Raw genomic sequence first — 13,753 nt, forward strand, 5'->3', positions numbered from 1 at the left:
AAAAAGGACGGACCGAAAGCAAAAAAGCCACCGGTCTTGTGACGGGTGGCCTCAGGGATACGGACATGTACAGTTCGACTCGCTAGATGCAAGCTCCCCTTGGCAGGCTGCAACAGCATGCGTGCAAAGAATGCGAACGGGAAAGGATAGAAGCGGTCATGGAAACGATGCTAACGCGTGTTTCGAGGCCGGTCAATCTCGAACACGGCATGGTGACTGCTTCATGCCGAGACGCATGGGGTTTATGCGTTATGCCTCTGCCGGGCGTCTTAACGAAGGCCGCTCCGCACACGGCAATTACGTCGCCGCCGTGTGCGCTACGAACAGTCGTGATCGCTATTAAACCTTCGCTACACGCCCATAGGTGTCTTCGAACCGTACGATGTCGTCCTCGCCGAGATAGGCGCCGGACTGCACCTCGATCAACTCGAGCGGAATCTTGCCCGGATTCAGCAACCGGTGCGTCACCCCAAGCGGAATGTACGTCGATTGATTTTCGCTCAGGATGATCTCTTTATCGCCGTTGGTGACGAGCGCAGTACCCTTGACGACAACCCAATGTTCCGCACGATGATGGTGCATCTGCAAGCTCAGTTGCGCACCAGGGCTGACGACGATGCGCTTGACCTGGAAGCGGTCGCCGCTGTCGATCCCTTCGTACGATCCCCACGGCCGCACCACGCGACGGTGCGTGACCGCCTCATGACGTCCCATGGCATTCAACTGCGCAACGATCTTTTTGACGTCCTGCACCTGGTCGCGATGCGCCACGAGCACGGCGTCAGCGGTTTCGACGATCACGACGTTATCCAACCCGATCGCGGCCACCAGCCGGTGTTCAGCGCGGATGTACGAATTGGTCATGGCATCGGTCAGCACGTCACCGATCAGCGCATTGTGCTGCACATCGCGCTCCGCAATGTCAGCAAGCGCAGTCCACGAGCCGATGTCGTTCCAGCCCAAATCCGCGACCGCGACCACGGCGGCGCGCTTCGTTTTCTCCATCACGGCATGGTCAACCGAGATGTTGGGGCAGGCCGAGAAGCTTTGTGCTTCGAGACGCAGGAAGTCGTTGTCGCGTTGCGCACTCTCGAACGAAAGCTCCGCCCGCTTCGCGATTTCGGGCTCGTAGCGACGCAATTCCTCCATATAGGTGGAAGCTTTCAGCATGAACATGCCGCTATTCCAGTAGTAGCTGCCCTCCTCAAGAAAACGCTGCGCTGTCGCTGCGTCCGGCTTCTCGACGAAGGAATCGACCGCAAACGTCGGTTCGCCTTCGACAAGGTTCGCACCCGCACGGATGTAGCCGTAGCCGGTGTGCGGTTCAGTCGGCGTGATGCCGAAAGTGACCAGGTAGCCATCTTTGGCAATCTGGGCCGCTGCTTCAGCCGCTTTGACGAAAGCCGCCTCGCCTGTAATCACGTGATCGGACGGCAGAACGAGCAGCAATGAGTCCGGGCTTTCGCGCAACGCCAGCAACGCCGCCACCGCGATAGCCGGCGCCGTGTTGCGGCTGGCCGGCTCGAGCACGATCGCCGACGACACGACATCGACCTGGCGCAACTGCTCGGCCACCAGAAAGCGCTGTTCATTATTTGTGACTACGATCGGCGATGCGACGTCGGCGATACCGCGCAGGCGCAGTACGGTTTGCTGAACCAGCGTGTTTTCGCCCGTCAACTTGAGATATTGCTTCGGATATCCGCCGCGTGACATCGGCCACAGCCGGGTGCCGCTTCCACCGCAAAGAATCACTGGATGAATCTGCATGGTCTTTTTCTCTCTAGATATTGTTTGAATTTGCGCGCCCCGACTCCCCTTGCCTCCATTCAATCCCGGTGCATAAGCTGCATTCGTAGCGACTCCAATCCATGCGGCAAACAGCGCGAGATCGGCGCGCGGCGCCGCGCAATGTGCAATCAGCGTCTGCGAGGACTTCGGCGCGGGCAATTCAGTCTCCAGCACCAGCCCACGCCACAGCATACCCGTCGTGCGGCGCACGCCAAAAAACACCAGCAGCATCAGCGCGACATGCGGATCGTCCAACCAGATGTTCCGGCCGTCATTCATGGCCAGCACCGCTGTCACCTTATCGTCGCCCGTCACCGCAACGGAATCCATCATGCGTCATAGCATTTCCGCCAAAGGCGTACTCTTCACTCGAAATGAACTAACGATCAGCTGATCGGCTTTTAGCCGTGCGAATGCGGCGCCGCCGGAAGCGTCAACACTGACGTCCCGGCGGTCCTGGTCTTCTCGCGTTGCCGCACTACTACTCTCAGGTTCTATTTTTTGATATACCGCGCCGTCGCGTGACAGCGCCTGACGACAGTCTCGGCGCCGTCATGGCGAATACATAAGAAAACCCCCGCAAGGCTTTCACCTTGCGGGGGTTCTTCCCAACCTGCTCCGTTTTCAGCCTAGCGCGACATCATGTGCATGCTGACGTTATGCATGATCCACAACGAGCCGATGATCAGAATCACGGCCGTGAGCACCGTAAAGCCGAACGCCATGATGTTCCATCGCTGTGCCGACGACGTATTCATGTGCAGGAAGAAAATCAGGTGCACGATGATCTGCACGAACGCAAGGCCAGCGATCGCGAGCAATGCGTTCTCGCCGGTCAGCGTCCCGTTCATGACGAGGCCGAAGGCCGCGACAGTCAGAATGACCGACAGGATGAAACCCGTCGCATAGCTGCCAATGCTGCCGTGACTTTCACCCCCGTGTCCTTCGTCCGGGTGCGCCAGGTGTGAGTGATGGCTATGGTCCATTTAGATCACGCTCGCAAGGTAGACAAAGGTAAAGACGCCGATCCACACGACGTCCAGAAAGTGCCAGAAAAGGCTCAGGCACGTCAGGCGAATCATGTCGCGTTCGGTCAGGTCACGATGACGCATCACCTGCACGGCAAGCACCACCATCCAGATCAGGCCGCACGTCACGTGCAAACCGTGCGTGCCGACCAGCGTAAAGAACGACGACAGGAACGCGCTACGGCTTGGGCCTGCGCCCTCTGCGATCAGGTGCGAGAACTCGCGCATTTCAAGTACGAGGAACGCAAGACCCAGCAGGAAGGTCACGCCGAGCCAGAAGAGCAGCACGCCCTTCCTGTTCTTATGCGCACCCAGCATCGCGAAGCCATACGTGATGCTGCTCAGCAGCAGCATCGTCGTTTCGAGCGCGACGCCCGGGATCTCGAACAGATCCTTACCGCTCGGCCCACCCGCGAACTGGTGCTGCATCACCGCGAACACCGCAAACAGCGACGCGAAGATGATGCAGTCTGTCATCAGGTACAGCCAGAAGCCGAATACCGAATGCGACGGCGGGTGATCGGCATGATGCGCATCGTGATGATGCAAGCCCGCCGCAAGAGTGTTGTTTGACATCAATCCACCTCCAACGCGACCTGCGCATCGGCGCCGGAGCGTTTTTCTTCAATCGCGACCTGCGCACCGGCGCCGGAGCGTTTTCCTTCAATCGCCGCAACCGTGGCGGCCGGGATGTAAAAGCCTTCGTTCTTCTGGAAGCTGTAAATGATCACAGTACCAATCGAGCCGACCAGACCAACAATCGCAAGCCACCAGATGTGCCACACAGCGGCAAAACCCAGCACCAGCGAGAACATCGCCACAACCAGACCCGCGGACGTGTTCGACGGCATGTGAATGTCGCGATACACCGGCTTCGGCCGATTCTTGCGCAACTTCATTTCAGCGAATGCGTCCAGTTCACGCACGTCCGGAATGATCGCGAAGTTGTACGACGCCGGCGGCGAGCTCGTTGCCCATTCCAGCGTGTGACCGTCCCACGAATCGCCCGTAACGTCGCGGTTTTGCGGCAGGTTGCGATCGCGGATGCTGACGACCAGTTGCAGCACCTGGCAAGCGATACCGATGGCGATCAGCACAGCACCGACCCACGCGAACATCAGCCACGGATGCCAATCCGGATTGTCATAGTGATTCAGACGACGCGTCATGCCCATGAAGCCCAGCACGTACAGCGGCGTGAACGCAACCCAGAAACCGATCTGCCAGAACCAGAACGACGCCTTGCCCCACTTCTCATTCAGCTTGAAGCCGAACGCCTTCGGGAACCAGTAGTTGAAACCAGCCAGGTAGCCGAACAGCACGCCACCAATAATCACGTTGTGGAAGTGAGCGATCAGGAACAGGCTGTTGTGCAGCACGAAGTCCGCGCCTGGAATCGCCATCATCACGCCGGTCATACCGCCGATCGTGAATGTGACCATGAAGCCGAGGGTCCACAGGATCGGCGTCGTGAACTGCAGACGGCCCTTGTAGATCGTGAACAGCCAGTTGAACACTTTCACGCCGGTCGGAATGGCAATGACCATCGTCGCGATACCGAAGAACGCGTTGACGTCAGCGCCCGAACCCATCGTGAAGAAGTGGTGCAGCCACACGAGGAACGACAGCACCATGATCGCGCAGGTTGCCCAGACCATCGTCTTGTAGCCGAACAGCGGTTTCTTGGCGAACGTAGCCACGACTTCCGAGAAGATACCGAACGCCGGCAGGATCAGGATGTACACCTCAGGGTGACCCCATGCCCAGATCAGGTTCAGGTACAGCATGGCGTTACCGCCGCCGTCGTTCGTGAAGAAGTGCATGCCGAGGTAGCGGTCCAGACCGAGCAGCGCGAGCGTGACGGTCAGGATCGGGAACGAGGCCATGATCAGCACGTTCGTGCACAGCGCGGTCCACGTGAACACTGGCATCTTCATGAACGTCATGCCCGGCGCGCGCATCTTGACGATGGTCACGAAGAAGTTCACGCCAGTCAGCAACGTGCCGATACCGGAGAGCTGCAGACTCCACAGGTAATAATCGACCCCGACACCTGGACTGAACTGCAATTCGGACAGTGGCGGATAAGCCAGCCAGCCCGTTTGCGCGAATTCACCGATCACCAGCGAGATGTTGATCAGGATCGCGCTGATCGCGGTCATCCAGAAGCTCAACGAGTTGAGGAACGGGTACGCAACATCGCGGGCACCGATCTGCAACGGCACGATGATGTTCATCAGACCGACCATGAACGCCATCGCCATGAAGAAAATCATGATGACGCCGTGCGCGGTAAAGATCTGGTCGTAATGATGCGGCGGCAAGAAGCCTGGCGCGTTATACGACAGCGCTAGCTGGGTACGCATCATGATCGCGTCCGCAAAACCGCGGAACAGCATGATGAGCGCAACCACGATGTACATCACGCCCAGCTTCTTGTGGTCGACCGATGTGAACCATTCGGTCCACAGGTAGCGCCACTTGCCAAAATAGGTGATCAGACCCAGAACGAGCGCACCGCCGAGGGCGATCCCGGCAGCCGTCACCATGATGATCGGCTCGTGGTACGGAATCGAGTCTAGTGAGAGTTTTCCGAACATGCGTTACCCCTTACCCTTTGGCGCACAGTTAGCGTCTTTCATGTTGTCGAGGACGTTACCGTTGTTGTATCGGGCAATGATGTTGTGAAAGAGCTTCGGATCGACCGACGAGAAGTAGCGCACCGGTTCCTTCTCCGTAGGCGCCGACACCACGTGGTAGCGGTCCATGTCGAGACGGTCGGACGAAGCGCGTACCTTGGCGACCCACGCATTGAACTCGTCAGGCGACGTAGCGAGTGCACGGAACTTCATGTCCGAGAAACCCTTGCCGCTGAAGTTCGCCGCGGTGCCTGCATAGTTGCCCGCCTCGTCAGCAATCAGATGCAGACGCGTTTGCATACCCGCCATCGCGTAGATCTGGCCGCCGAGTTGCGGAATGAAGAATGAGTTCATCACCGTGTCGGACGTGATGACGAAATTCACCGGCGTGCCGACCGGGAACGCCAGCTGGTTCACCGATGCAATGCCGAGGTCGGGATAGATGAAGAGCCACTTCCAGTCGAGTGCGACGACTTCGACGTTGATCGGCTTCACCTGCGACTCGAGTGGCTTATACGGATCGAGCTCGTGCGTGCTCTTCCACGTCAGCACGGCGAGAAACAGAATGATCAGCGTCGGAATCGTCCAGATGGCGATTTCGATGCCGGTCGAATGCACCCAGCCCGGACGGTATTCGGCATGCCTGTTCGACGCGCGATAACGCCATGCGAACAGCAGCGTGAGCGCGATAACCGGAACGACCACGATCAGCATGGCCCACGTCGACGTGGCAATCAGGTCACGTTCCGCCAGCCCCACACTTCCCTTCGGATTCAAAATATCGAGGTTGCTGCAACCCGAGAGCAACAACATGAGGGCAGCGGAAAGGATGCCTATCGACCCTCGCAGAGTCTTTCCTTTCATATCCATTGCCCTTCTTTTACGACTTCAACGAACGTCATTCGACCGCTCTCCCTTAGTAAGCGATCGCATAATAGGGGGTCGTCAACCGGATATAAATACTGGAATTTGCAACGATCTATTACACCGCAACACCGTGCGACATGTTGCCGCATGCCTTTGCGCACGTGCGGGTTTGCAATGCTCTATTGCAATTACGCACCGGTGGAATCGCCGGATCACGAAAGTCCCTTTATATAAGCGCTAAAACGCAGCGCGACCTGGATGGTTGCGCCGCGTCAGATGCTCAAAAATGAACGTGTTCCGATGCGAAAAAATGCGTCAACAAAAGCAGCACCCGTGTGACGAATGCCGCCCCTGCTCAGAGCTTTGTGTTGATCAGCCCGGCGTGCGTGCCGCGACGGCAGTAGGCGCCGCCGCCTGCAGATGCTCGCCACCGTCAGCCGGTGCAGAGTCCGAAGGATGTACGCTTCGTTCCGATTGAGCCAGCAGCGTACCGACCGAAGGGTCGATCGCATCGGTGAACGGCTTCGGATTGATGCCGATGGCCAGCACCAGCAAAGCCATCGCGCCGAGCAACACGAACTCACGCTTGCCGAGGTCCTGCAGCTTCGCAACGCGTGCGTTGGCAATCGCGCCGAAAATCACGCGCTTGTACATCCACAGTGTGTAGGCCGCGCTCAGGACCAACGTGGAGGCCGCGATCGCGCCAATCCAGAAGTTGAAGCGGATCGTGCCCATCAACACCATGAACTCGCCGACAAAACCCGAGGTACCCGGCAAGCCGATATTGGCCATCGAGAACAGCATCACGAACGCGGCAAAGCGCGGCATGGTATTGGCGACGCCGCCGTATTCGGCGATCAAAGCGGTCTTCGTGCGGTCATAGAGCATGCCCGTGCACAGCAGCATCGCGCCGGAAACCACGCCGTACGACAGCATCTGCACGATTGCGCCGGCCTGGCCGATACGGTTGAAAACGAACAGGCCGAGCGTCACGAGACCCATGTGCGAAATCGTCGAATACGCGAGCAAGCGGCGCATGTCGGTCTGCACGAGTGCCAGCAGGCTCGAATAGATCACCGCGATCAGCGACAGCGTGATCATCATCGGCGCGAAGAAGTGACTGGCTTGCGGAGCGATCGGCAGCGCGAAACGCAGCAGACCATAACCGCCCAGCTTGAGCATACCGATCATCACGGCGGCGCCGGTCGGGCCGTCGAGGTGGACGTCCGGCAGCCACGTATGCAGCGGCCACATCGGCACCTTCACACCGAACGCGGCAAGGAAGCCGAGGAAGACCAACACCTGCGCCCAAGTGCCGAGGTGAGTTTCACGCCACAGCGCGAGGTCGAAGCTGTGCGTCTGGCTGTACAGGTACAGCATCGACATCAGCATCATCAGCGAGCCGAGGAACGAGACGAAGAAGAACTTCACCGCGGCATACGAGCGGTTCGAATTGCCCCATGTACCGATCAGCAGGTACAGCGGAATCAGTGTCGCTTCGAACGAGATGAAGAACAGCATGCCGTCCATCGACGTGAACACGCCCTGCATGAACCCCGACAGCATCAGGAATGAGCCGAAGTACTGCGCGGTGCGCTCGGTGATCGACTCCCACGAGGCGACCACGATGATGATCGTAGTCAGCGCGGTCAACGCGACGAGCCACAGCGAAATCCCATCCACCCCCACATGCCACGCGATATCGAACGTGGGCGACCAGCGGGCGTTCTCGACGAACTGCATCGACGTCACGTCGTTGCGGAAATTCGACACGAGCGGAATCACCGGCACGAAACCCGCTACCGCGCCGATCAGCGCGAGCCATCGCGTGCGGCTACGTGCCGCGTCAGATCCGGCACGCAAAACCACCAGGCCGGCAACAATAGGGATCCAGATGAGTAGGCTAAGAAGCGGAGGCAATGGCATGTGTTCGGTTGAAAACTTGAAATACAAAACGCCGCTTCAATGCCTTCAAAAACGAAAGCATTGAAATGGATATGTAGGCTTAATTTCGCTGAAATCGACGTTGAAACGGTACGGCTCGCTTCACGTTTACCCGCAGTCGAATGACCAAGGTGGGAGATTACCAAGATAAGAATACTTTTGCAGCGCAACAACACTGTAACGCCGTTGGTAACGCATTTTTGCCACGCGTGGCCTTGCGAAACGCCGAAAAATGTGCGGGCGCACAAATGCATCCTGACGGGATATTCGCCATGCTTTTTGCATGCAGAAGAAGGCAGTTGACGGTTGATCAGCCAGTCTTGCACGAACACTCCCACGCAATGAATGCACTGGAATGGTTCATGCAAGTGCACGACGTGCAATCAACGCCGATTTCGAGCAACCGGAGAAAATCCAGCGCGTCCACGAACCGAAAATTTTTTTGTTCCGGCACTCTAAAGAAGCGTCCGTGCGCGTCAAACACGACCCGCGCGAGCCACTCATCGACCTGCTTTCAGACGGGGTTCAACTGATGGCGGCACGCGCCTGCGAACCTTACAGAACCCGAATATACTTCGGCGGTTCAGTGGCCAATACTCGTGCGCAGCACGGTAGTTTCTTCGCACGGCTTGATGCCGCCCTCACCGGCCAGACTTACCGGATACCGCATGGTACTTCGTGATGAAGGTGTCGTTCCCGCGCTCGAATGCCGCGAGCTTGGCAAGACCTATGGCGCCGGCCGCGTCGTGCTGGCACACCTGGATTTCACGCTCGCGCCGGGTGAATTCGTCGCGATCATGGGTGACTCCGGCGTCGGCAAATCGACGCTGTTGAATCTCATTGCAGGGCTCGACAGCGCGGATAGCGGCGACGTGATCATCGACGGCAGCACGGTCTCGCGTCTGGATGACAACGCGGCGACGCGCTTGCGTCGGCAAAAACTGGGTTTCGTGTTCCAGGCGTTTCACGTACTGCCTCATCTGACACTTGCGCAGAATGTCGCTCTGCCGCTGCTGCTCAACAATCTACCCACGGCCGGCGCGCTCGATATGCTCGCGGCCGTTGGTTTGAGCGGCCGTGGCGATGATTTCCCGCGGCAACTGTCGGGCGGCGAGTTGCAGCGCGTCGCCATTGCGCGGGCGCTCGTGCATCGTCCGAAACTGATTCTTGCCGACGAGCCCACCGGCAACCTCGATCCCGATACCGCACATGAGGTCCTCGGCCTGTTCCGCACGCAAAGCAAGGCAACCGGTGCGGCCACCATCATGGTCACGCACTCGGAGGCAGCCGCGGCAGTGGCGGACCGCATCCTGATTCTGAGCGACGGCGGTTTGCACCCGTCGTCCGGACGCAACCTGTTTCCCGGCTCGCCCCCCGACTTTCGATCCACTGCACGTTCAGCCGATGATGCACACTGACCCACGCCCGCTGCAGCGAATGCGAGGTCATCGCAGGCTCGCGCGTTGGCTGTTGGGCGCCGAGTGGCGCAGTCACCGCGGACGCGCACTGGTTGCAGTTGCAACAATCGCGCTCGGCGTCGCGCTTGGCTACGCCGTTCAATTGATCAACAGCGCGGCCTTCAATGAATTCTCGGCGGCGGCACGCAGCCTCTCGGGCGAGGCCGATCTGCAGGTGCGCGGAGCACAACCGCTATTCGACGAATCCATCTATCCGCGTTTGGCGACTGAGCCTGGTGTAGCGCTGGCGAGTCCCGTACTCTCTCTCGATGTCACCGTGCCGGATCAGAGCGCCGCGCTGCCCGTGCTCGGCATCGACGTCTTCAAGGCAAGCCGCATTGCGCCTGATCTGATCGGGGTGCCGTCGCCGCAACGGCCGTTCGATACGCTCGCAGCTGATACGGTGTTTCTCTCGGCGGCGGCGCAGCAATGGCTGAAGGTGAAGATCGGCGATGACGTCGCGCTGCGAAACGGCACGTCGATCGTGCATTTGCGCGTGGCCGGCGGTCTCGTGAGAACCCGGCCGGGGCAGCGGCTCGCGGTGATGGATATTGCCGCCGCTCAGTGGAAGTTCGGCAAGGTGGGCAAGCTGTCGCGCATCGACGTGCAACTCAAACGCGGTGTCGATCGCGAGCGCTTCAAGCGTGAACTGCAAGCGCGGCTCGGCAGCCGGTGGGTGATCTCCGAGACGCGCGATGCGCAAAGCCGCACCGATCGTCTGTCGCGCGCCTATCGAATCAATATGAACGTGCTCGCGCTGGTGGCGCTTTTCACCGGCGCCTTCCTCGTGTTTTCGACGCAGGCGCTGGGTGTGGTGCGACGCCGTGCCCAGTTCGCGATGCTGCGCGTGCTTGGACTGACGCGCGGCCAGTTGTTGCGCCAGATCCTGATGGAAGGTGCGCTGCTCGGCCTGCTCGGCTCGCTGTCCGGACTCGCGCTCGGCTATGCGCTGGCGAGCGGTGCGTTGCGCTTTTTCGGCAGCGATCTGGGCGGCGGCTACTTTCCCGGCGTGCAACCGCAGGTTGGCTTCGAACCGCTGGCGACCGCATTGTTTCTAACACTCGGCGTCGCTGTTTCGATATTAGGCAGTCTTGCCCCCGCATTGGAGGCGGCGCATGCGCGGCCCGCGGCGGCGCTCAAAGCCGGTGCCGAAGAAGGCGCGCTGGCACGACTCGCTACGCCGTGGCCCGCTTTGGCCTGTCTGCTGATTGCCGCCGTGCTCACCCAGGTGCCGCCGCTGTTCGATGCACCTGTCGGCGGCTATCTGGCCGTTGCGCTGTTACTGGTTGGCGGGATTGCGCTGATGCCGCGCGTGACCGCCTTCATATTCGGCGCGGCGAGCCGTGCTTTCGGCGCGCGGCGGCGTGCCGGCGCGGCCAGCACGCTCGCGCTGACGCGTCTCGCGAATGCGCCGGGCCATGCATCGATCGCAATGGGCGGCGTGCTGTCGAGCTTCGCGTTGATCGTCGCGATGGCGATCATGGTGGCCAGCTTCCGCGTTTCTGTCGAAGACTGGTTGGGTCATCTGCTCTCGGCCGACCTGTACGTTCGCGCGGCGCCGAACGGTGACACCGGCGGCTTGCGCCCCGACGAACAGACTCTGCTGCGCAGGGTGCCCGGCATCAAGACCGCCGCGTTTGCCCGCACCTCGCATCTCACGCTCGACCCTGCACGGCCTGATGTCGCCGTGCTCGCGCGTGAAATCGACGCCGCCGATCCAGGCGCGAATCTGCAGATGAATGGGGCGGTGCTGCCGCCTTCCGTGTTGCATGCGGGCGAGACACCTGTTTGGGTATCCGAAGCAATGGTCGACCTGTATGGATATAAGCTTGGCCAGCGCGTGCTGTTGCCGCTCGGCGAGCGCGGCCACGTGTTCGTTGTGGCCGGCATCTGGCGTGATTACGTGCGTCAGACCGGCGCGATCCAGATACGGCTTTCGGATTACCGGCGTCTAACCGCCGACACCGGCGCCACGGATGTGGCGGTCGCCGTTCAACTGGGAACGAGCGTCGAACGCGTGATTGCCGGCCTGCGTGCGCTGCCCTTCGGTGCATCGCTGGACCTGTCGCAACCGGGCGAAATCCGCGCGCGTACGCTGGTTATTTTCGATCGAAGTTTTGCCGTCACTTATCTTCTCGAGGGGGTTGCGATCGTCATCGGCCTGTTCGGCGTCGCGGCGACGTTTTCTGCACAGACACTCGCACGGGCCCGCGAGTTCGGCATGCTGCGGCATGTGGGTGTGACCCGTTCGCAGATTCTCGCGATTCTCGCACTCGAAGGCGGGATGCTCACCGCTTGCGGTATCGCGATGGGCTTCGTTCTCGGCTTCGCGATCAGTCTGATCCTTGTGTTCGTCGTCAATCCGCAGTCGTTTCATTGGAGCATGTCGCTGCACGTTCCATGGACCGTGCTCGGCACGGTGGCGTTGGTGATGCTGGCTTCGTCGTGTTCGACAGCGGTGATTGCGGGACGAGGCGCGGTGTCGGTGGACGCGGTGCGCGCGGTGAAGGAGGATTGGTGATGGACAGGTCGTCGCGTGAGATGGCACGAGAATCGGTGTATGACGCGGCGCATGGGTCGACGAATCGAGCGACGTATCAACCGACATATCAGCCGGCGTACCAAATGGCCGTGCGCTCTTATCGAGCCGGTTGCATCTGCCTGGCGCACAGCATTCGAAACAAGTCATCGGCTGCTCTGCGCCGCTTGGCAAGTGCACGGCGACTGAGCGCTACGATTCATGCGGCGTTGCTTTGCATAGGTTTGATGGCTACCGCCTCTGCGGTCGCCGCGACACCCGCTTTTGCAGCGGTCACGCCGGCGCATCCGATTGTGCTGCCGCAAGACGCCGGCGCACACGCGGCTTTTCGCACCGAGTGGTGGTACGCAACAGGTTGGCTCACGACACCGGACAATCAGCCGCTCGGTTTCCAGATCACGTTCTTTCGCTCGGCGACCGGTCACGACCCAGCGGACCCGAGTGCGTTCGCACCTTCGCAATTGATCATTGCTCATGCCGCGTTAAGCGATCCTGCGCTAGGTCATCTGACACACGATCAGCGCATTGGTCGCCAAGGCTTCGGGCTGGCGTATGCGAAGCCGGACACTACCGACGTGAAACTCGACGCATGGAAAATCATCCGTTCCCGGGACGGCCACTACGACGTTGAAGTCGATGCCGGGAATTTCTCGCTGCATCTTTCGCTTACGCCAACGCAAGCGCCCTTGCTCCAGGGCGAACGCGGCTACTCCCGCAAAGGTCCGCGGCCCGAGCAGGCGAGCTATTACTACAGCGAGCCGCACTTGCGCGTGAGCGGCAGCGTAGTTCGACCAGTCGCGGCAGGCAGCAAATCGACGGGCGAAACGGCCGTTACCGGCGCGGCGTGGCTCGATCACGAATGGTCGAGCACGCTGCTCGATACCAACGCGGTCGGATGGGATTGGCTCGGCGCCAACCTGACGGATGGTTCAGCCTTGATGGCTTTCAAGGTCCGCAGTCGCGATGGACACGCGGTATGGGCACATGCAGCGCTCAGAAATCGCGACGGTCAAGTGACGACGTTTAGCCGCGATCAGGTCGACTTCATTCCGCTTCGCACATGGCGCTCGCCACGCACGAACACGTTATATCCCGTCTCGATGATGGTAAAAACCGGCGCGCTTACGTGGCGCCTCGACCCGTTAATGGACGACCAGGAACTCGATTCTCGTCAATCGACCGGCGCAGTGTATTGGGAAGGTGGCGTGCGGGTGAGCCGCGACGGCGCGGACGTCGGACGGGCCTATCTGGAGCTGACGGGTTACGCGAACGCGATCCGGATCGGGAAGGAGTAACGTACCCGCTTTTTTGCTCGAATCGGGGAGCCCACTACGGCCATGGCGATTTGCACCCGTTTTTACGCCCGTTATTTACCGCCGCTTTTTACGGCCGCTTTTTACGGCCGTAAACGCAAAAACCCCACCTTTGTGGGGTGGGGTTTCTGGACATGCTGGGGAGCCTGACGATTACCTACTTTCACACGGGAAT

General features: G+C 60.0%; 11 protein-coding genes. 4 read left to right on the plus strand and 7 right to left on the minus strand.

The window, feature by feature from the left end:
• Positions 1-339: 339 nt before the first annotated feature.
• The 7 genes from P3T22_RS24460 to P3T22_RS24490 form a co-directional block, all read right to left on the minus strand.
• Positions 340-1,770 (minus strand): mannose-1-phosphate guanylyltransferase/mannose-6-phosphate isomerase, encoded by a 1,431-nt coding sequence (locus P3T22_RS24460; protein WP_429326400.1) that lies wholly within the window; start codon positions 1,768-1,770, stop codon positions 340-342.
• A 650-nt stretch (positions 1,771-2,420) separates the two neighbouring features.
• Positions 2,421-2,777, minus strand: coding sequence for a cytochrome o ubiquinol oxidase subunit IV (gene cyoD / locus P3T22_RS24465; RefSeq protein WP_429326392.1), 357 nt, complete (start codon positions 2,775-2,777; stop codon positions 2,421-2,423).
• On the minus strand, positions 2,778-3,395 hold the full coding sequence (gene cyoC, locus P3T22_RS24470) for a cytochrome o ubiquinol oxidase subunit III (RefSeq protein ID WP_063498974.1): 618 nt from the start codon (positions 3,393-3,395) through the stop codon (positions 2,778-2,780). It abuts the gene before it with no gap.
• Complete coding sequence (gene cyoB / locus P3T22_RS24475) at positions 3,395-5,419, minus strand: cytochrome o ubiquinol oxidase subunit I (protein ID WP_429326393.1); 2,025 nt, start codon at positions 5,417-5,419, stop codon at positions 3,395-3,397. The genes cyoC and cyoB overlap by 1 nt, the downstream gene beginning before the upstream one ends.
• 3 nt (positions 5,420-5,422) lie before the next feature.
• Positions 5,423-6,322: a ubiquinol oxidase subunit II gene (gene cyoA, locus P3T22_RS24480; protein WP_063500696.1), complete on the minus strand. Its 900-nt coding sequence runs from the start codon at positions 6,320-6,322 to the stop codon at positions 5,423-5,425.
• Positions 6,323-6,697: 375 nt separating this feature from the next.
• The gene (locus tag P3T22_RS24485) at positions 6,698-8,251 is read right to left on the minus strand and encodes an NADH-quinone oxidoreductase subunit M (RefSeq protein ID WP_429326394.1); all 1,554 of its coding nucleotides are present in this window, start codon (positions 8,249-8,251) and stop codon (positions 6,698-6,700) included.
• Complete coding sequence (locus P3T22_RS24490; protein ID WP_429326402.1) at positions 8,137-8,595, minus strand: hypothetical protein; 459 nt, start codon at positions 8,593-8,595, stop codon at positions 8,137-8,139. The genes P3T22_RS24485 and P3T22_RS24490 overlap by 115 nt, the downstream gene beginning before the upstream one ends.
• Positions 8,596-8,624: 29 nt before the next feature.
• On the opposite strand from P3T22_RS24490, the gene P3T22_RS24495 reads away from it, so the two are divergent.
• The 4 genes from P3T22_RS24495 to P3T22_RS24510 all read left to right on the plus strand — a co-directional run bounded on the left by P3T22_RS24495 (position 8,625) and on the right by P3T22_RS24510 (position 13,560).
• Positions 8,625-8,951, plus strand: a complete 327-nt coding sequence (locus P3T22_RS24495; RefSeq protein WP_429326395.1) for a hypothetical protein — start codon at positions 8,625-8,627, stop codon at positions 8,949-8,951.
• Entirely contained in the window at positions 8,938-9,687 is a 750-nt protein-coding gene (locus tag P3T22_RS24500; RefSeq protein ID WP_429326396.1) for an ABC transporter ATP-binding protein, read from the plus strand. Before P3T22_RS24495 ends, P3T22_RS24500 begins: the two co-directional genes overlap by 14 nt.
• A complete protein-coding gene (locus tag P3T22_RS24505; protein WP_429326401.1) occupies positions 9,677-12,247 on the plus strand; it encodes an FtsX-like permease family protein in 2,571 nt (856 codons plus the stop codon). The genes P3T22_RS24500 and P3T22_RS24505 overlap by 11 nt, the downstream gene beginning before the upstream one ends.
• A gap of 245 nt (positions 12,248-12,492) precedes the next feature.
• Positions 12,493-13,560, plus strand: a complete 1,068-nt coding sequence (locus P3T22_RS24510) for a lipocalin-like domain-containing protein (protein ID WP_429326397.1) — start codon at positions 12,493-12,495, stop codon at positions 13,558-13,560.
• Positions 13,561-13,753: the final 193 nt, after the last annotated feature.

The sequence above is a fragment of the Paraburkholderia sp. GAS348 genome, from assembly GCF_050434205.1.
Taxonomy (GTDB): Bacteria; Pseudomonadota; Gammaproteobacteria; order Burkholderiales; family Burkholderiaceae; genus Paraburkholderia.

Coding starts and splice junctions, on each gene's coding strand:
- P3T22_RS24460 (WP_429326400.1), bottom strand. CDS start 1,770: ATGCAGATTCATCCAGTGATTCTTTGCGGTGGAAGCGGCACCCGGCTG.
- cyoD (WP_429326392.1), bottom strand. CDS start 2,777: ATGGACCATAGCCATCACTCACACCTGGCGCACCCGGACGAAGGACAC.
- cyoC (WP_063498974.1), bottom strand. CDS start 3,395: ATGTCAAACAACACTCTTGCGGCGGGCTTGCATCATCACGATGCGCAT.
- cyoB (WP_429326393.1), bottom strand. CDS start 5,419: ATGTTCGGAAAACTCTCACTAGACTCGATTCCGTACCACGAGCCGATC.
- cyoA (WP_063500696.1), bottom strand. CDS start 6,322: ATGAAAGGAAAGACTCTGCGAGGGTCGATAGGCATCCTTTCCGCTGCC.
- P3T22_RS24485 (WP_429326394.1), bottom strand. CDS start 8,251: ATGCCATTGCCTCCGCTTCTTAGCCTACTCATCTGGATCCCTATTGTT.
- P3T22_RS24495 (WP_429326395.1), top strand. CDS start 8,625: ATGGTTCATGCAAGTGCACGACGTGCAATCAACGCCGATTTCGAGCAA.
- P3T22_RS24500 (WP_429326396.1), top strand. CDS start 8,938: ATGGTACTTCGTGATGAAGGTGTCGTTCCCGCGCTCGAATGCCGCGAG.
- P3T22_RS24505 (WP_429326401.1), top strand. CDS start 9,677: ATGCACACTGACCCACGCCCGCTGCAGCGAATGCGAGGTCATCGCAGG.
- P3T22_RS24510 (WP_429326397.1), top strand. CDS start 12,493: ATGGCTACCGCCTCTGCGGTCGCCGCGACACCCGCTTTTGCAGCGGTC.